The organism is Limnoglobus roseus, from assembly GCF_008254045.1.
GTDB classification, from domain to species: domain Bacteria; phylum Planctomycetota; class Planctomycetia; order Gemmatales; family Gemmataceae; genus Limnoglobus; species Limnoglobus roseus.
Window position 1 is genome coordinate 9,154,886 of record NZ_CP042425.1, and the last position, 17,792, is coordinate 9,172,677.

Sequence of the window (17,792 nt, forward strand, 5' to 3'; positions counted from 1 at the left end):
GGATCAGTCGTTCCTCGGGAATTCGCCGTCGAGTTTCCGCAGGGCGAACTTCTGTACCGCGAAATAGTCTCGCTCTTCTTCGAACCCGTCCCGCACCACAACGGCGGCCATGCCGGCGACCATGTTGATGTAGGTGCAATCGCCGACGACCTCGACGCTCTTCATCCGGTCCCACGGGACTTCCACCCGCATTGCGTCGGTCACCATCACTAGCGTTTCTTCGGTCAGGGCCAGTTCGACCGTAGTGGTTTCGTAGCCCAGTTCCGCCACGTTCGACCGGACGGCTGCGGCTACCTGCTTCCAGACGATCTTCGGGATCAATACCCAGAACACGCCCCCAGCCACGGCGAGTACCGCGGCAAGTGCAATGGCGAACGGCGATGAAACGAGGTACGCCAACGCGGCGGCCGTTGCCCCAAACCCGAACAGTATTACGCACCGCCGTTGCAAGACGACTTGGCGGAACGACGAGAGCCCGCGGCTGCGATGGAACGCGAAGTCCACGTAGTCGTCGAACGTCCGCTCGTACTGAACTTTCAACATCACCGCCCCCACCGAAACGCCGGCCGCACAGCCGGGTTCACCACCTTCTCGGCCGGCCATTCGCCCTTCCACAGCGACGCGATCGCTTCGGCCGCGCTGCGGGCCATGTCGCCGAGGGATCGCACGTCTACCCCGGCCGCGTGCGGTGTCAGAATCACGTTCTCGCACGCGAACAGCGGGTGATCGGCAGGCGGCGGTTCCTCTTCCAACACGTCCAACAACGCCCCGGCGAGTTTGCCCGCTTTCAGGGCCGCGACCAAAGCGGCCTCGTTCACCAGGCCGCCACGCGAGGTGTTCACCAGCACGGCCGTCGGCTTCATCGCCGCGAAGGCGACCGCGTCCATGACGTGCCGGGTGGTCGGCGTCAGCGGCAGGTGCAGCGAGAGGAAGTCCGAAGCGGCGAGCAACTCCGCGAACGACACGAGGCGGACGCCGTTCGCCCCGGCGAACGTGGCATCGGCCGCCGGGTCGAAGGCGATCACGTTCATTCCGAAGGCGACCGCCCGCGTGGCGACAGCCTTCCCGATGCGCCCGAGGCCCGCCAGCCCGAGCGTTTGCCCCCGTAATGGCAGACTGAAGTGCCGCGGCCATGCGCCGGCCCGGATGCCGTTCGTGCGGGTGACGACGTGCCGCGTGAAGCCGAGCATCAGAGCGAAGACGTGTTCGGCAACCGACTCCTGATTCGTGCCGGGGGCAGTGCAAACGGCCACGCCGGCCGCCGTGGCCGCGACCGTGTCCACCGCGTCGAAGCCGACGCCGACTCGGGCCACGACCCGCAATTGCGGGTGTTCCGCGAAGAGTTCCGCGGGGTACGCTTCCGACCCGGCGATGGTCGCTTCCACGCCGACGAGGGCCGCCCGCAGTTCCGTCGGCGTGAGCAAGTTCGCCTCGCCCGGCAGCGGGAAGACGAGTGTCAGCCCAGCGGCTTCCAGGGCGTCTTGAAATCGGGGTGCGAACGGGGCAACTTCACGCGGCGTGACGAGGACGTTGGGCATCGGGAGACTCGGGGGAAGTGAACTCGCGAGCGGCACCGGACGGCGGAAAGAGGGGTCGGGAGTGCGAGGGGGGGGACTTGAACCCCCATGCCCTTTCGGGCGCAAGAACCTAAATCTTGTGCGTCTGCCAATTCCGCCACCCTCGCGGGGCCTAGAAATCCTAGCGAATCTGGGTCTCCTCGCCCACTCCGACTCCCTCTGAGTCGCGCGGGGCAGTGAATTCTCCCCATCTCGGGCATTGAATCCGAGCGGTATCGCCGGAGGTAGCCAGGGATGGCACGTGCGACACAAGCGCCGTGGTTGCGGAAGTCGAAGAACTGTTGGTACGCAACACTCAGCGCCCGGAAGGTAGCCCTCGGCCTCAAGGGCCGGGACAACCGAGCCGCTCGCACCTGACGAGCCGCCCGGACGTTCTGAGTCAGGCGGTTCAGGGCATTCGCTCGTAGTCGGCCTCGGAGCGAATCGCCGCCGCTTGAGATCGGACGCCCCAGTCGTGAAGTTCGAGCAGCGACCGCTGCTCTTCTCGCTGCCGATCGTAGTCGCGAAGGAGGGAGGCAAACTCGCAGGCGGCATAGAAGACCAATGCGAAGCAGATTAAGGCGGCGAAGAGGGATCGCATGAGGAGGCCCAGCCGGAGTGGTGCCGCATCCTGCGGAGTAACTTTCTCGGGGAGTGGGCGATGAGACGGGTTCCCCGCATGAAGATACCTCTACTCGGGGAAAGGTCTTTCAAGTCGCCGTGAAGCCGTCGCCCCCTTCCCTCTCGAACTTCCACTCGGTCTCGGTCTGTGAGCGGGTGATGCCGCCGCCGGCTTCCGCAACGGGGACGTTCGCTCCTTGCGATCGCGACGGAGACGTGTAGCCTAACCGAGCCGCCGGCTCCGCCTGCCGAGCGGCCGAGGGGTACGCGATGAAGCGTCGTGGGTTTTGGGTCCGGCTCGCGATCACCGCCGCCGTCTGCGGGGCGATCGCGGTCTGGCAGTGGGGACCCCAATTGTCGTCCCCCGCGCGGGGGTTCGTGGACTTGGACACCGCAGTCGCCGCCGACACGAAACAGGGGTGGGAAATTCTCACCCGCCCAGTTCATCCCGGCCCGTACCGCCGGCTCCCCGGTGGGTCGGTCATCGGCCGCTCCGAGAAAGAGGGGGTGAACGTCCGGGTGCGGGACGCCACCGGGGCCGTGCTCGAAGACGTGCAACTGAAGGGCAACCCCGACTACGAGCAGACCGTGGTGTACCTCGAAACGCTGGACAGCCGCCAGACGATGGCGGTGCTGAAGCGATCGCGGTAGCCTCGGAGGACTCGCCTACCCCTTCCCCAGCCGTCTACCACTGGCACATCGACCGAGAGATGCCCGACTTCAGTGGTTCCGCGAGCAGTGCGTTCAAGTCCGGCGGCTGCTCCCCTCTTGGGCGAGCGGCACCGGCGACGATCCGCTGCCGAACAAGGCGTGGTCAGGAACGATCTCGCGTGACCACGCCGTGTCCCCTTCGACGGCCCGATAATCTCACCCGCCGAGGGCTGGCGAATCACAACAACTCTCTATAGTATCTAGTGCCGTGTGGCCCAGAGCGAGACCGTACTAAACGGTCGCACACCTAGCATGGCCGACCCCACCGTTTCGCCCTGGCGCGAGCGTGGGAAGCCCCCGCAGCCGAGGCCGAACGAGACGGTCCGGCGAAAACAGGTGACCCGGCACTTTGGCTTGGCGATTCGTAGCCCGGCCAACATCACCCCTGCGAGGGGCGCTGCGACGGGACGCACAGGCGTCCTCGCTAGGCTCGCGAGGGTGGATCACTAACAATCAACTGCGCCCGTTCATCGTAGGAGACCTTGAACGTGACTGCTGTTGCGAACAAACCTGCCCTGTTCACGGATTACCACGTCGCCGACATCTCACTCGCCCCCTGGGGCCGTCGCGAGATCGCCATCGCCGAAACCGAGATGCCCGGCCTCATGGCCATTCGCGAGGAGTACGCCGCCCGCCAGCCGCTCAAGGGCGCGCGGATCACCGGCTCGCTCCACATGACCATCCAGACGGCCGTCCTGATCGAGACGCTCAAGGACCTCGGGGCCGAGATTCGTTGGGCCTCGTGTAACATCTTCTCGACCCAGGACCACGCCGCCGCCGCCATCGCCGCGGCCGGCATTCCGGTGTTCGCCTACAAGGGCGAGTCGCTGGCCGAGTACTGGGAGTACACCCACCAGATCTTCGAGTGGGCCGACGGCGGGTTCACGAACATGATCCTCGACGACGGCGGCGACGCGACGCTCCTCCTCCACCTCGGGGCGCGGGCCGAGAAGGACATCCACGTCCTCGACAAGCCGGGCAGCGAGGAGGAACGCATCCTGTTCGCGGCTATTAAGAAGCGGGTCGCGGCCCAGCCGGGGTGGTACTCGGAGCGGCTGGCCGCGGTGAAGGGCGTGACCGAGGAGACGACCACCGGCGTCCACCGGTTGTACCAGATGCACAAGCGGGGCGAGCTGAAGTTCCCGGCCATCAACGTCAACGACTCCGTCACCAAGTCGAAGTTCGACAACCTGTACGGCTGCCGCGAGTCGCTGGTGGACGGCATCAAGCGAGCCACCGACGTGATGATCGCGGGCAAGGTCGCCGTCGTCGCCGGCTACGGGGACGTGGGCAAGGGCTCGGCCCAGGCCCTCCGCGCCCTCTCCGCCCAGGTGTGGGTGACCGAAATCGACCCCATCTGCGCCCTCCAGGCGGCGATGGAAGGCTACCGCGTCGTGACGATGGAGTACGCCGCTGACAAGGCCGACATCTTCGTGACGACCACCGGCAACTTCAAAGTCATCACGCACGCCCACATGAAGGCGATGAAGAACCAGGCCATCGTCTGCAACATCGGTCACTTCGACAACGAGATCGACGTGGCGTCGCTCGAAGACTACCGCTGGGAGGAGATCAAGCCGCAGGTCGATCACGTGATCTTCCCGGACGGCAAGCGAATCATCCTGCTCGCCAAGGGCCGCCTGGTCAACCTGGGCTGCGGCACCGGCCACCCGTCGTACGTGATGAGTTCGTCGTTCGCGAACCAGACCCTCGCGCAGATCGAACTGTGGCGGCACAACGACAAATACCCGGTCGGCGTCTACGTCCTGCCCAAGAAGTTGGACGAGCACGTCGCCCGGTTGCAGCTCAAAAAGTTAAACGTCCAGCTCACCGAACTGACGGCCGAGCAGGCCGCTTACATCCACGTCTCGAAGGATGGTCCTTACAAGACCGACCACTACCGCTATTGATCGGCGGGGAGAGTGCGTGCGGGTCATTTGCACGCGCTCTGTAGTCGTTCTCGATCCCGCCGTCAGATCCAGTCATTCGTCACACCGACGACCGAATTGCGTCTGACGGCGGGGATTTTGGGACAACCCCATCTGATCGACGGAGGGTGAAAAGAGGCTGGGCACACCCATCTCGTCCGACAGTTGCCGTTCTTCCCGAAACCTTAGCCTTGAGCCATTCTCGCCACGCCTGATCGCTGGCTTTTCCCGCCCGTTCGGGCATCGGGTGAACCCACCACGGATAGCTGCAACGGTAGGACTACCCACCAAAATGAATCCAACTCGCGTCCAGAATCGTACTTAGGCTAAGATCGGCATGGTCTTGCTACGGCGAGACAGACGGTTTTTCGCCGAATGGGAACGCCCGCCCCCGCACTCCCGCCGCCCGAAGCCTTGGCGTTTGACGCCCTCGGGGACGCGACGGGTTGAGGGCTTTGGTAGTTAACACACGCCAATGACCGCGGCGGCTGTTCGACCGGAAGGACGTCACTGGCTCCGCAGGTCATCGCCAAATTGGACGGCTTACTGCGATGGCGAACGGGCGGATGGTTGAGTTCGATAAAAGCGAGTCTGCGTCGCCGTCGGTAGTTATCAGGTTTCAGCGTCTTGGAGGCTGGGCAGAAGGTCAAAAACGGTTTCGTTGAGCCGGGCGCTGGTACTACGTCGGATACAATCCGGGTAGCGAAAGCGCGGCGGAGGTTTTCGGAAAGGCCATCTTTGACAATTTTAAGGCCCTGAAATCCTAACCATCGGCAAGATCTTCGAGCTCACCCTCAACCGCGTGCCGCAATTGGTGTAACGGTATGAAAAGCTTACCCAAACCGCGCAGGTGTCGCCGAACCCACTGTGGGGCCTCCCCGTCAGCCGTGTGAAAGGGGCCGAGAACCAAACCGTCAATCGTGCCGAACAACACACAATTCGCCCCGGAATTCGCAAGAGGTGCACCGTGATTCGATTGCTGTTACTGGCCGCCACCGTAACGCTCATCGGAACGACCGCGCGGGCCGACCAGATCGACAAGCGGATGGTGGAACACGCGGACAAACTCTTCGCCGCCGCCAAATCGCTCGGGGCCAAGAACTGGACCGTGTTGAAATTCTCCTTCAAGGTCGGCGACGGCGCCGGGTCGTTCAACGCCGGGACCGTCAACGCCCGCACGGCGAACCGACTGGAACACTTACTGATTCTCAAGAACGACCCGGATAACCCGACGATGGTCCTCACCAACGCCGGTCCGGCCGTCGAAGCCCTCGGCGAAAAGATGAAGACGCCGATCACGTGGCGCACGGCCGAGGGGCGCAAACTCATCGCCCAGATCGCGAAACTACCCCTGGCGTGGGACGAGAAGGTGGCATTAACACCCGAGGGCTTCCTGACCGGCGAGGTCATCACGTCGGCGGACTACAAAACGACTGCGATCAAGTTCTACGGCTTCACGCGGTCCGACCCGGCGACGCTGAAAGAACTGTGCACGTTCGACGAGAAAGGCACCGGCGGTTCCCTCCGGACCGACCGCGGGATGTTGGCGAGCTACGGCCAGAGCTTTAACCTGGCCGCCAAAGCTCGGTCGCTGAACGCGGAAGGGGACGACGCGGAAGCCGCACAGGACGCGGCCAAGCGGGACAAGACCGGCAAGCCGCCCATCGCGACGCAGGACCAACAGCCGGACGACGCCCAAAGCCCGGTGCGCCTCCAGATCTTCTTCGGCGGCAAGGAGCAACCGTGGCAGACGGACAAGGGCGAGTCGAAAATCGCCGTCACGCCCCGGGCGGGGGACAAGGTGACGTTCCGTCTCACCAACACCAGCGCGACGGACTCTTACGCAGTCATCCTGGCCGTGAACGGCAAGAACACCAACGCGATGGACAACGACACGTTGCTCGACAAGGCCCCCCACGAACAACGGAAGTGGGTTCTCGGTCCGAAGGAGGACGCCGTCATCAAAGGCTTCTACCTCAAGCCGAACGGCGAGTTCAACCCGTTCGAGGTGCTGCCGGAAAACGCCTCGGCCCGTCGGTTCGGCGCACTGAACGAGAAGTTCCGCGGCCGGATTAGCCTCCTGGTGTTCGGCAAACGGGCCGAAGCCCCGGCGGAACCGAAGGTGACCGTTACGCCGTCGGTGGACCTTGAAAAGTTGAAGGACGACGGAGCGACGGCGAAGGCGATCGACCTCGCGGGCGGGGCGTGGAAGATTCGCAACACCGGCAGTCTGGCGTCCGCCCAGAAGGTTCTCAGCGGCACGACCAATGTTGTAGACCAAGAAGGCCGGTTGGCCGTCGCCTTGGTGGCCAAGGGGAGGTACACGGCTGGCAAGCGGGGGCTGATCGAAAGTTCCGGCGAGACGAAGAAGGACGGCCCGATCGTGAGAGTTCCCCTGGTGTACGACCCGTGGCCGATGTGCCACCTCGACATCGTGTACTACGTCCCCAGCCCGCCGGCCGGAAAGTAGGCGCGTGCGATCAAGACACCCCACACGGCCCCGCCCCGCGGGCCGTGCGTCCGTTTCCGGAACAGCCCGTTCGCCTCAAAATCAGTTACGGGATCACGCATGTCCTCGCTCAATTACGACGTGAACGACGAGCCGATCTCCGGCTACCGAATCGTCGAGTTCCTCGGCGAGGGAAACTTCGGGACCGTCTGGAAGGCGATCGAAACCGAGTCGGAGATTTACGTCGCCCTCAAGGTCATCGACCTGTCCCGCAGCCCGAGCGCGTTGAAGGAGTTGAAGGGGCTGAACCTCGTCCGCAACCTCCGCCACCCGAACCTGATCCCGATCTACACCGCCCGCATCAAGGACCGCGACGGTCGCGAACTGCCGATCGGCAAGGCGGAGGAGGTCCGGGCGAAGGACCAACTCAGCGAACTCGTGATCGCGATGGGCCTCGGCGATCGCAGCCTGTCGGCCCGCCTGAAACAATCTCACCCGCCCGGGGCGAGTCCCGCCGATTACCGCGGATTGCCGCTCGAAGAAGTCCTCGGCTACATGTACGGGGCGGCGAAGGGGATCGACTACCTGAACCGGGCCGACCACAATCTCGGCCCGGGCGTGGGCGACGGGCCGATCATCCACTGCGACATCAAGCCCGACAACTTGATGATCGTCGCCGGCGAGATCCAGATCGCCGACTGCGGGGTCGCCGTCCTCGTCACGCCCGACGCGCGGCAGACGAGGGCGTCGTGCTCGCTGGCGTACAGCCCGCCCGAGTTGCCCGCCAACAAGCCGTCGCCCGGCACCGACCAATACTCGCTGGCCATCACGTACTCCGAACTCCGGACCGGGCAATTGCCCATCCCCCGGAATCTGAGCCAGTTGGAGGTCATGCTCGCCCACGCCGAGGGCAAACTCGACTTCTCTCACCGCACGTTGACGAAGGGCGAAAGCCTGGTGCTGAAGTGGGCGACGGCGGTCCAGCCTAAAACACGTTACTCGTCCTGCTGGGAGATGGTGAAGCAGTTGGAGCAGGCGGCCCGTGGCCAACCGCCGGTCCACCCGGCCGACGTGGGTAAGGTTCCTCCCGACGTCATCACGCCCCGCGCCGACCGGATCACGACGCCCGCGCCCGCCGCCGAGCCCCCCGCCGACAACGGCGGACTGACCGGGACCACGGACGCTTTCCCCCTCGAAAACGCCGGCGAGTACAACGGCAACTTCGGCACTCTGACGCCGGCCCAAATCGACCTCGTGGGCCTCGCGCACACGCAACTTCCCAAGGAGACGCGGCCGACTGAGTTGGCACCGGGCGGGGCGGACGCCCTCAATGCTAACAGCACGACCCACCCCGATGCCCCCAAGGGTAGTACGTCACTTTTAGACTCCGCCCTGTTCCGCCCGACCCTGACCGCCCCGGACGTGGTCGCTCCGGCGGCCACTCGCACGGGGAACGGAACGCCACCGGCGAAACCGACGCCCCCTCCCCGGCCCAAGATGAGCGTCGATCCGGCGGACCCCATGGGGGCGCACTACGGGACCGTCTCACTTGTTCCGGAATTGCAAGCCATCATCCGGCCGTCGGCCTTGACCCCGCCAGTCGTTACACCTGCCGTGGCCCCCCTTCTCCCCGCGCCGTGGGCTGACACGCCCGGCCTTGAGGGAACGCAATTCCTCCAAAATCCCGCCGCCGAAGATCCTGCCGAGGAACCCACGAAGCCGTCCCCGGCTCGGTTGCCGGTTGCCGCGGACGACGCCGAGAGCTGGGACCCGCCACAGTCGTTTGTGAAGTTAACCCCCTTCCCCGAGCTGCGGAAGGGGAGATCGAAGTGGCCGACCAGGTTGGTCACGGGCGGCCTGATCCTTGGTACCCTCGCGGCGGGCGGCATCTACATCCCCCCGCTGTTCACCGACCCACCCTCGCCGATCGTCGACCCGCCACTGCCGGTCGTTGACAGGTTCGCCGCGGACATGGCCGAGTTGACAACCATTCCCGCCGACCGACTTCAGGACGCGGCGACGGCGGTGTTGACGAAGTACCCGGCCGCAGACCAGCAGAAGTCGCTGTTGCAGACATTGATCGAAATCGGCCAGCAGCAACCGGACCGTCGGACGGCGATCACGAACGCCCTGGGCGAAGGTTCGCAGTTCGCCAGCCGGGTGCCCGACACGGCCGATCGAGCGGAAGTCGCCCGCTGGCACGTGCCGCACCTTGAATCGGTGGAATACGCCGACGCCCTCAAGGCCGTCCAGAAGCTCTACGCTCAGCCGGTCCCGGCCGAAGACATCGCCGCCGCGCAGGAAGCGGTGAGCAAACTCCAAGCGGCCATCGACACGTTCGACGGCCGCTTCGCCTCGGCGGAAAGTGTCCCGGCCGCGGTCCGCGATTTCCTCACGACCGCCTCCGCGTGGTCGGCCGCCCGCTCCAACCCGTCGGCCCTGAAGCCGTTCGCGGAGCGGCTCGCGACGGAATCGGCCGAACGGCCGTTCCCGGTCGCGTTCACCGTGGAACTCATCCGCATCAGCGCCCGGGAGTCGACGCCGATCGACGCGATTCGAGCGATCCGCGACCGGGTGAGCCGTGGGAGCGTACGCGCCGCGGATGAAAAGGCCCGCGTTCAGGAGGTGTACCAGGAAATCCTGGCCGCTCACGTCCGAGACGCCCTGAGCCGGCCCGACCCGAACTGGGAACTGATTCTGAAAGCCTGCGGCAGCGACGACGCCCACGGGTGGGCGAAACTGGTGGCCGCCGAACCACTCCTCGCTTCCCGTCAAAAAAATGCGGCGGCGATCACGGCCTTGCTCGACGAGGCCGAGAAGACTCCCGCGACGGCCGCGACCGGGGCGGACAAGAAAGAGTTTGCGACGTACATCCGCGCCGTCGCGAAAAAAGACGAGGCCGCGGCCGATCAGTTGGAGCAACTCTACCGAAAGCCCTCGCCGTTGTTGAAGGTCGCGTCGCGCCAAAAGCGGGCGGCGGCGGTACTGGGGACGAACGGCATGGCCGCCCCCACGCAGAATAAAACGACCGCGGAACTGTTGAGTGACAAGGCGAACCCGTTCTCAAAGAACGTGCGGGCTCTGGGGTGGTTGAGGCGGGCCGACGAACTGGACGGAAAGGCCCACCCGGGGTGGGCAATTCCCCTGGCCCTGTTGGCGGACGCGGGCGGCGACCGGAAGACCGTGGAAGCGGTTACGGCCCGCGTGACCGTAGACGACACCAAGGTTGCCGACGAGGATTTGCCGCTAGCCGTCGCGTACCTTCAACTCCAAGTCCGTGCGGCCGACGAGCCGGCAGTCCGGGCCGCCGCCGGGGCGTCGTACGCGCGGGCGGCCTACCGCATCCTGGAGTACGCCTTCGGCAGCTGCCCGACGCAAAAAGACGGCCAAGCCCTTGAGGCGAAACTAATCCCGAAGATCGAGGCGGTCGTCGACGAATCGCTGGGCAAGGCCGAGGTGAACGGCCCCGATCAGTTGGCCCTGCGGCTCGCGAAGGTGCGGGCCAGGGTACTCATCGACCCCCTGATCGCCAACGATCCGGCGAACCTCGGTCGCGAGCTAGACGACCTTGTCAAGCGGATGGACGATACGCACCCGGACAAGGCCGACGCTTACGGGTACCGGGCCTACGTCACGTTCATGGGCTTCTCCGGGGCCGATCCCGCCCGTCCGCCCGCCGCATCGCCCCGAGACGCATCCGAAGCGGTCCGAGTGAAGGCGTGGCAATCGATCGCACAAGACGCGGCGAGCGGCCTCCGGCTGGACGCCACGAACCGCACTTGCAACACGGTAACGGCCTATCAGATCGCGACGGAGTTTGACGCCTTCCCGCCCTACGCCGCCCCCAGGGCCGAGCGGAAGGTGGACGCCGCCGCTGCCGAGGCCAAGGTCTTCAAGGCCGTCAAGGCGTTCGAGGCGGCCGCCGCCAAGATGCCGACGCGCAAATTGAGCACGTTCTGGGCGGCGCGCGGGAGTTTCCTCCTGGATGCGGCCACCGACTTCGCGAAAGCCGGGAAGATGGCCAACGTGAAGCCGTACCTCGATGCCGCCGAAACGGCCTTGAAGAAGGCGAACGACCAGCGGGCCGACGCCGACGCAAACATGTCCAAGTCGGACAAACAACTCCTCGCCAAGCGGTACGACGAACGGCGGCTCCTCGGGTGCGTCTTCGAGGCCAAGGCGTGGCTCGTTCGCGAGGACCCGGCCACGAACTACCAGCGGGCCCTCGAATATCTGAAGATCGATCACCCGCCCGAAAGCGACCAAGAATTTCAAGGGGGTGTCGATTTCGCGCGCTGCCTGATCCACGGCGTTCGCTCCGGTGTTTTGCCGGCTTCCCGGTCGGGCGAGGCGGACGCCATTCTCGACCAGCACCACCGGGCGGCGGACGCCATCCTCCAGAATCCCTCAAAGTCCCGCGAGGTCAAGGCCGCGGTCGATCGCCACGTTCTCCGCGGCGAGTACTGGCAGTTGGTCCTCTTCTTGCACCGGCTGGAAGCGAGTCTGGACGGCGGCAGCCAGAACGCCAAGCTGCGGACCGAACTCTTATCCCAGGCCGACGCCAAGGCCGAGAAGTGGGAGGCCCTGCTCAAGAAGGATCCGACCATCAAGGCGACGGCGTTCGTCCCGGAGTACCTCCGCGGTCGGATCGCGGTCAAGAACAATAAGACGGGGATGGCGGCCGAGCACTTCAAGAAAGCCTTCGACCTGCTCGACGCGGCGTCCACGGAGGGTCGCCTGCGGGTTGACGATTCCTTCGCAATGAAGTCCTTGGTAAACGAGATGACCTACTGCTACACCTTCCTCTCGCCCGCGAACCGGCAGAAACGGATCGCCCTATTGGTCAGCCTGGAGCAACGCTACGGCTGGGCGTTGACCGACAAGGACCGCGAGAGCATCAAGACGATCAAGAAATTGAAGTGACCCGGCCCGCAAAATTTCCGGCCGGTGGCGCGTGGGCGTGGTTCGAGAGCATCTCACCGAACTGGCGGCGGTCGGCCCGCGATGCGGGCCGACCGCCGCCCCGACGAGGTCGCGTCACTCGACCTTCAGTTTCGTCAGGTAATCCTTGTACGCCTTCTCGTCCGCCGCGAGCTTGGCCTTCAGTTCCTTCTGCTTCGCCTGCCGCTTTTCGATCTCCGTTTCCTGGTCGTCGAACTTCTTCAGGTACCGCTTGTACGCATCCGAGTCCTTCGGCACGCGCTCCAGGTTCGCCCGGATGCGGGTCTGGTCCTCGCCGATGGCCTTGAGGGCGGCGTCCTCGTCGGCTGACGCTTTCTTCGTCGCCTCCTGAACGCCGCGGAGTTCGAGGATTTGCCCCGCCGCTTGCTTGATGGCCGGGCTGGCCGCAGCCGTAGCGGCGTAGAACTGCAACGCCGTGTCCGCCATCCGTTCCACGACCAGGTCTTCCGGCGTCAGCGACTCTTCGCCCACGGTCAGCGTCGTCGTGGCCCCGGCCTTCGCCGTCACCTCGAAGCGGTACGAATCGCGGGTCGTCTCGCTCGGCTTCGTCGTCGCCGCCGGCTTCCACCCGGATCGGATCGGGCGTTCGATGATGAGTTGCCGGTCCTGCGAGCCGCGGTTGCGGATCACGTACTCGGTGGTCTGCCGCGTGATTTCGCGGGTGACCAGGCGGCCGCCGCGGAAGGCGACCATCTCGACCGTCCGCTTGGCCTCGCCGTCCCGCGGTACGACCTCGGTGTGCAGGTCGATGGCGTAGCTGATGAGCCGCGATTCGCCCGCCGCGAGGTCAGGCAGGCGGGCGTCGCCGACGAACGTCTCGCCATCGTAAACGGTGACCGGCCCTTGCGCGAGGTGGAGCTTCGACTTGTTCGTGAGCCGCACGCCGAGCAGTGGGTGCTTGTTCTGCACGTTCGCGTTGTAGATGCTCACCCGCTTCGTCTCGACCGGGTCGTTGACGATCGGCAGCAAGGCCGACTTGAGCCGCGGCAGCGTGATCGGGTCTTCGATCTTGTATTCGAACGTGTCGCCGAGCGCGACGGCGGCCGCGGCACTTAGGACGGTCGAGTGACTGCCACCGTTCGGGCCGGACGGTTTCGCGGGAACACCGGCCATCCCTTCCACCTTCTGCGACAGCCGGCCCTGAAGTTCCTCGTAGGAAAGACGCGGTCCCATCAGTTCTCTCGCCGAAGGCCGGCCAAACTGCCCACCCTGAATCCCGTACTGCCCCTGGAAACCAAGGTTGCCGCCTAAGCCGCCGATGCCCGCGAGGCCGCCGCCGGCCCCGAGGTTGTTCGCGGCTCCCGCCCCCGGCATCCCGCCAAGGCCGCCCCCACCAAATCCGCCGCCGCCGAACTGCCCGGCCGCCGCGACACCGCCCTGGTATACCGGCGGCCGCAGCGAAGCGTACAACTCCGGTTCCACCGTCGGCCGCGGCACGAACAGCGGTTGGTACAGGTCCATCTGAAACGCCATCGGCCGGCCGGCGACGAGGCCGACCTTCACGTTCGTCCAGTCCTCTTCCGTCGTGTTCTCGACCGCCGCCCAGCCTTGCAGCCCGGCCGTCGGCTTGTCGCCCAGGCTCAGGCGGTAGCTCGCCTTCCACATCGGCGCTTCCATCACGTAACCGACGCGGACGCGGCGACGGCCGTTGCCGTCGAAGTTCACGGTGATCGCCTTCTTGGACGCCCCGCGGGCGGCGGCCAGCACTTCGAGGGCCTTGCGGAACTCGGCTTCCAACTCTGCCTTCAGCAACTTGATCTTCTTCGCCTGCGCCAACGGCACCGCCTGAAGGCCGTCGGCTGTGAGCAGGTTCAGCGTCTCGCCCGCCGCGGTCGGCGTGGTCGTGGTGGTGGTCGAAGGCTCGCCGTCCTTTTGCGTGAAGGTGGTCGTCACGGCTTGCGGGCGGTCGATGCCGACGATAAGGCCGGTGACGCTACCGCCCTGCTTGTCGGTGATCTCGACCTTCTCGCCGCGGACCTGGGCGAGCAGGTCGCCGATGGTCGGGTTGGCGGTCACGTCGATGGTGAACGCCTTGAGCGTGACCTCGACCGGGTGTTTACCGTCGTAGGTGATCGCCTTCACCTTCCCGCCGTCCTTGTCTTCAAGGACCAGACTCTTGAGTAGGTCGTTCACGTCCGGTTCGGGGAACCGCATCTCCACCCTCGCGTTGCCGTCGACGACGCCCTCGCGCTGGAAGTAGCCAACGCCGGCGTTGAACAGCACGATCCGCGTCAGCGGCAGGTCCACCGGCTTCGCGGCCGGGCCGCCGTCCTGCCCGGACACCAACGGGATGAGCAACAGCACAAATAGTAATCCGACCGTGCCGGCTAGTAAGCGAAGGGTCATCGGAGGCTCCGGGGAGAGGTACCTGCGAGACGAACGGAGAATCGGCCGAATCGTTGGAACCGAACGCGAGCGATTCTCGACCGCTGGGCAGGGCCGCCGTTGAACTTCAGTCGGACGAGGGACGGCAAGCGTCAGCCCATCAAGCCGGAGCGAAAGGTTCGGGACGGATTCCGAGAAAGAACGAAAAATTTTCCCCGGCGCGTGTAAGAGCCGATTTCGTCGCTGGTATCTGTCTGCGGACCGGCCGCGGTTGTTGGGGTGAGTGGGCGACACCTCAACTCTCTGCGGCCGGTTTTTTGCGCGCCTACCAATGGCCGCGTTGCACTTCGACTCGCACGGCGTGCCCCTGCCGCTCGAAGCCCCTCGCCGCACATTGCGCTTCTTCCCGGTCGCGGTAGGTGGCAACACATTCCCAGTGGCCGTGGCGGAGGACCTTCACCTCGAACCGAACGGTATGACGGTCGAACAATCCAAGCACTCCGGCGTCGGCGGTCGTCGCGGTGGCGTTCAAGCCCGCAAGGGTCCCGGTGGCGATCACGGCGGTGAGAATCAGTTTGCGGAACATGGTCCTACTCCTCAGTGCGGGTCGGCGATGTGTCGGCCCTTGTGCGGAAAGAACGGGAAGCGATCGGCGTGTTGCGCCCGCCGTTTGGGCTCTCACTTCTGCTTCATCGGTGTCGGACGGAGGCGCGCCCCGTTTCGCGTGAGCGAGATCGCCTGCTCTGCGGTCACTGGCCCGCGGAGGCGCAGAGGGCTACGTTAGCACGACCTTCCTCCAACACACCCCTTCGTATGAACCGCCTTCCCATCACGGCCCTTCTGCTGCTCGCCGCCACCACGGTCGCCCGCGCCGCCCCGCCCGCCGTTACGTCGCTGTTCCCGGCCGGCGGGCAGGTCGGCACGACGGTCGATGTCACCGCAACGGGCACGTTCGAGAAGTGGCCGGTCGAAGTCTGGTGCAGTTCGCCCGGCGTCACCGCGAAAGCCTCGAAGGACAAGGGCAAACTCGCCGTCACCGTGGCGGCTGATGCGAAGCCGAGCGTGGCGTGGCTGCGGTTGTCCGACGACACGGGGGCAAGTGCCCTGCGGCCGTTCGTCGTCGGCGTGCTGCCGGAGGTGGCGGAGAAGGAGCCGAACGACGAGGCGACCAAGCCGCAACTCGTCGATCGCTCGTGCGTCGTGAACGGCAAGCTCGCCAAGAACAACGATGTGGATTGTTTCGCGGTGAAGTTGGCGAAGGGGCAGACGCTCGTTGCCTCGTTGCTGGCGAACCACACGCTGCGGTCGCCGATGGACGCGATCCTGCAAGTCGTCTCGGCCGACGGGTTCGTTCTCGACCAGAGCCACGACCACCACGGCCTCGACCCGCAACTCGCGTTCACCGCCCCGAAGGACGGCACGTTCGTCGTACGGGTCTTCGCCTTCCCGTCGCAGCCGGACAGCAGCATCCGCTTTTTCGGCTCCGAAGCGTGCGTTTACCGCCTCACGCTCACGACGGCCGGGTTCGTCGATTACGCGATCCCGCTGGCCGTGACGACTGATTCGCCGATCAAGCCGCGGCCCGTCGGCTGGAACCTCGGCATGTCGCCGATCGTACCATCCGTCATCGCACCGCGGCAGGAGGCTCACCCCTGTTTCGACTTCACCGAGAATCCGAGTAACACCCCATTGTCACCACCGTTCACGCTGACGGGGTGCGTGAAGGAACCGAACGCGGTGAACGTCTTCCTGGTGAAGGTGACGAAGGGCAAGCCGGTCACATTTCAGGTCGAAAGCCGCAAGCTGGAACTGCCGCTGACGCCGGTGCTGCGGGTTCTCGACGAGTCGGGCAAGGTGCTGACGCGGGTGGAACCGGCCCAGCCGAACGCCGATTGCGAGGCGGCCGTGACGCCGTCGAAGGACGAGACACTGCGCGTCGAGGTCCGCGACCTGTACCACCACGGCGGCCCGCGGTTCGTCTACCGCCTGCGGGCCGTGACGCTCGAACCGGACTTCGAGGCGGCCATCGCGACCGACCGCATCGCCCTGGTGCCGGGCACGCCGCTCGACGTGCCACTGAAATTCACGATCAAGGGCGGAACGCTTGCCCTACTCACGGCCGACCTGAAGTTGAAGGCCGAAGGGCTGCCCCCGAGCGTGACCGTGGCACTGGTGCCGGTGGACGCGATGAACAAGGAGCCGAAGTTGCGGTTCACGGCCGAGGCCGGCGGCGTCTCGAAGCCGTTCCGGTTGAACCTCGTCGGCATGAAAATCGCTCGTCTGATCGTGGCGACCCTCACGGAGTTCGACACGACGACGGCCGACCTGTGGCTGACCGTCGGCCCGAACGCCACGGTCGCCCCCCCAACCCCGAAGAAGAAAAAATGACCCTCTCCCGCGCCACCGACGTTCCGCGACTGCCGCCCCGCAAGCCGGAGGGCCACAAGGGCAGTTACGGCCGCGTCCTCGTCGTGGCCGGCAGCCGCGGCATGAGCGGGGCTGCCGTGCTGTGCGGCAGTGCGGCTCTCCGCGGTGGAGCGGGTCTGGTGACAGTGGCGTGTCCGGACGAGATTCTCGACGTCGTCGCGGCCGGAAATCCGTGCTACACGACGGTCGGTCTCACGTCGCCCGGCACGACCGATCTCCGCACCCGCGGCCCGGACTACGACGTGATCGCCATCGGGCCGGGCCTCGGCTACGGCCCGGACAAACAATCCTTGGTCCGGACCTATCTGGCGGCGTACCCGGAGAAGCCGCTCGTCCTCGACGCCGACGGCTTGAACAATCTGGACATCGTCGGCTTCGACAACTTGAGCCGGCAAGTTCCCGCGGTACTCACGCCGCACCCGGGTGAGTTAGCGACACTGACCGGGAAGACCACCAACGAGGTGCAGGCCAACCGCGAACCGCTCGCGGTCGAGTTCGCCGCGAGGCACAAGGTCGTGCTGCTGTTGAAGGGCAATCACACCATCGTCACCGACGGCGCGCGGGTTTACACGAACCAGACCGGCAACCCCGGCATGGCGACCGGCGGGTGCGGCGACGTGCTCACTGGCCTCATCGCGGCATTGCTGGGTCAGAAGCTCTCTCCGTTCGACGCGGCGTGTCTCGGGGCGTGGGCACACGGGCGGGCGGGCGACATTGCGGCGGCCGAAGTCGGTCAGGCGGCCCTCATCGCCAGCGACCTTTTGGCGTACCTCGGCAAGGCCCTGCGCGAAGTCGAATCGTAACGCGGCCGCC

General features: G+C 65.6%; 11 protein-coding genes, 1 tRNA gene and 1 riboswitch. Of the genes, 6 read left to right on the top strand and 6 right to left on the bottom strand.

The features are described 5' to 3' along the window. Positions 1 to 3: 3 nt before the first annotated feature. From PX52LOC_RS39175 to PX52LOC_RS39190, 4 genes are all read right to left on the bottom strand, one after another. The gene (locus tag PX52LOC_RS39175) at positions 4 to 543 is read right to left on the bottom strand and encodes a hypothetical protein (protein WP_149115182.1); all 540 of its coding nucleotides are present in this window, start codon (positions 541 to 543) and stop codon (positions 4 to 6) included. Further along, positions 543 to 1,538, bottom strand: a complete 996-nt coding sequence (locus PX52LOC_RS39180) for a phosphoglycerate dehydrogenase (RefSeq protein WP_149115183.1) — start codon at positions 1,536 to 1,538, stop codon at positions 543 to 545. Before PX52LOC_RS39180 ends, PX52LOC_RS39175 begins: the two co-directional genes overlap by 1 nt. 62 nt (positions 1,539 to 1,600) lie before the next feature. Beyond that, positions 1,601 to 1,684 (bottom strand) — tRNA-Leu (locus PX52LOC_RS39185). Positions 1,685 to 1,965: 281 nt separating this feature from the next. Beyond that, positions 1,966 to 2,157, bottom strand: a complete 192-nt coding sequence (locus PX52LOC_RS39190; RefSeq protein ID WP_149115184.1) for a hypothetical protein — start codon at positions 2,155 to 2,157, stop codon at positions 1,966 to 1,968. A gap of 290 nt (positions 2,158 to 2,447) precedes the next feature. Between PX52LOC_RS39190 and PX52LOC_RS39195 the strand changes: the two genes are divergently transcribed. The 4 genes from PX52LOC_RS39195 (at position 2,448) to PX52LOC_RS39210 (ending at position 12,188) form a co-directional block, all read left to right on the top strand. Next, positions 2,448 to 2,828, top strand: coding sequence for a hypothetical protein (locus tag PX52LOC_RS39195; RefSeq protein WP_149115185.1), 381 nt, complete (start codon positions 2,448 to 2,450; stop codon positions 2,826 to 2,828). A 443-nt stretch (positions 2,829 to 3,271) separates the two neighbouring features. Further along, positions 3,272 to 3,360: riboswitch (S-adenosyl-L-homocysteine riboswitch) on the top strand. 16 nt (positions 3,361 to 3,376) lie between these two features. Then, positions 3,377 to 4,798, top strand: coding sequence for an adenosylhomocysteinase (gene ahcY, locus PX52LOC_RS39200; RefSeq protein WP_149115186.1), 1,422 nt, complete (start codon positions 3,377 to 3,379; stop codon positions 4,796 to 4,798). A 985-nt stretch (positions 4,799 to 5,783) separates the two neighbouring features. Beyond that, positions 5,784 to 7,286: a hypothetical protein gene (locus PX52LOC_RS39205; RefSeq protein WP_149115187.1), complete on the top strand. Its 1,503-nt coding sequence runs from the start codon at positions 5,784 to 5,786 to the stop codon at positions 7,284 to 7,286. 99 nt (positions 7,287 to 7,385) lie between these two features. Then, entirely contained in the window at positions 7,386 to 12,188 is a 4,803-nt protein-coding gene (locus PX52LOC_RS39210; protein WP_149115188.1) for a protein kinase domain-containing protein, read from the top strand. 114 nt (positions 12,189 to 12,302) lie between these two features. Here the strand turns inward: PX52LOC_RS39210 and PX52LOC_RS39215 are convergent, their stop codons facing one another. Further along, a complete protein-coding gene (locus PX52LOC_RS39215) occupies positions 12,303 to 14,573 on the bottom strand; it encodes a DUF4139 domain-containing protein (protein ID WP_149115189.1) in 2,271 nt (756 codons plus the stop codon). Between the two features lie 304 nt (positions 14,574 to 14,877). Then, positions 14,878 to 15,138 carry a hypothetical protein gene (locus tag PX52LOC_RS39220; RefSeq protein ID WP_149115190.1) on the bottom strand — a complete coding sequence of 87 codons (261 nt, stop codon included), beginning with the start codon at positions 15,136 to 15,138 and terminating at the stop codon, positions 14,878 to 14,880. A gap of 227 nt (positions 15,139 to 15,365) precedes the next feature. Between PX52LOC_RS39220 and PX52LOC_RS39225 the strand changes: the two genes are divergently transcribed. Together PX52LOC_RS39225 and PX52LOC_RS39230 are read left to right on the top strand one after the other, a co-directional pair. Continuing rightward, positions 15,366 to 16,940: a PPC domain-containing protein gene (locus PX52LOC_RS39225; RefSeq protein ID WP_149115191.1), complete on the top strand. Its 1,575-nt coding sequence runs from the start codon at positions 15,366 to 15,368 to the stop codon at positions 16,938 to 16,940. Further along, the gene (locus PX52LOC_RS39230) at positions 16,937 to 17,782 is read left to right on the top strand and encodes an NAD(P)H-hydrate dehydratase (RefSeq protein ID WP_149115192.1); all 846 of its coding nucleotides are present in this window, start codon (positions 16,937 to 16,939) and stop codon (positions 17,780 to 17,782) included. The genes PX52LOC_RS39225 and PX52LOC_RS39230 overlap by 4 nt, the downstream gene beginning before the upstream one ends. The last annotated feature ends 10 nt before the right edge of the window (positions 17,783 to 17,792 follow it).

What these genes read in the sequence shown, in the direction of transcription:
- PX52LOC_RS39175 (WP_149115182.1), bottom strand. Translation starts at nt 543, where the DNA reads ATGTTGAAAGTTCAGTACGAGCGGACGTTCGACGACTACGTGGACTTC.
- PX52LOC_RS39180 (WP_149115183.1), bottom strand. Translation starts at nt 1,538, where the DNA reads ATGCCCAACGTCCTCGTCACGCCGCGTGAAGTTGCCCCGTTCGCACCC.
- PX52LOC_RS39190 (WP_149115184.1), bottom strand. Translation starts at nt 2,157, where the DNA reads ATGCGATCCCTCTTCGCCGCCTTAATCTGCTTCGCATTGGTCTTCTAT.
- PX52LOC_RS39195 (WP_149115185.1), top strand. Translation starts at nt 2,448, where the DNA reads ATGAAGCGTCGTGGGTTTTGGGTCCGGCTCGCGATCACCGCCGCCGTC.
- PX52LOC_RS39210 (WP_149115188.1), top strand. Translation starts at nt 7,386, where the DNA reads ATGTCCTCGCTCAATTACGACGTGAACGACGAGCCGATCTCCGGCTAC.
- PX52LOC_RS39215 (WP_149115189.1), bottom strand. Translation starts at nt 14,573, where the DNA reads ATGACCCTTCGCTTACTAGCCGGCACGGTCGGATTACTATTTGTGCTG.
- PX52LOC_RS39220 (WP_149115190.1), bottom strand. Translation starts at nt 15,138, where the DNA reads ATGTTCCGCAAACTGATTCTCACCGCCGTGATCGCCACCGGGACCCTT.
- PX52LOC_RS39225 (WP_149115191.1), top strand. Translation starts at nt 15,366, where the DNA reads ATGAACCGCCTTCCCATCACGGCCCTTCTGCTGCTCGCCGCCACCACG.
- PX52LOC_RS39230 (WP_149115192.1), top strand. Translation starts at nt 16,937, where the DNA reads ATGACCCTCTCCCGCGCCACCGACGTTCCGCGACTGCCGCCCCGCAAG.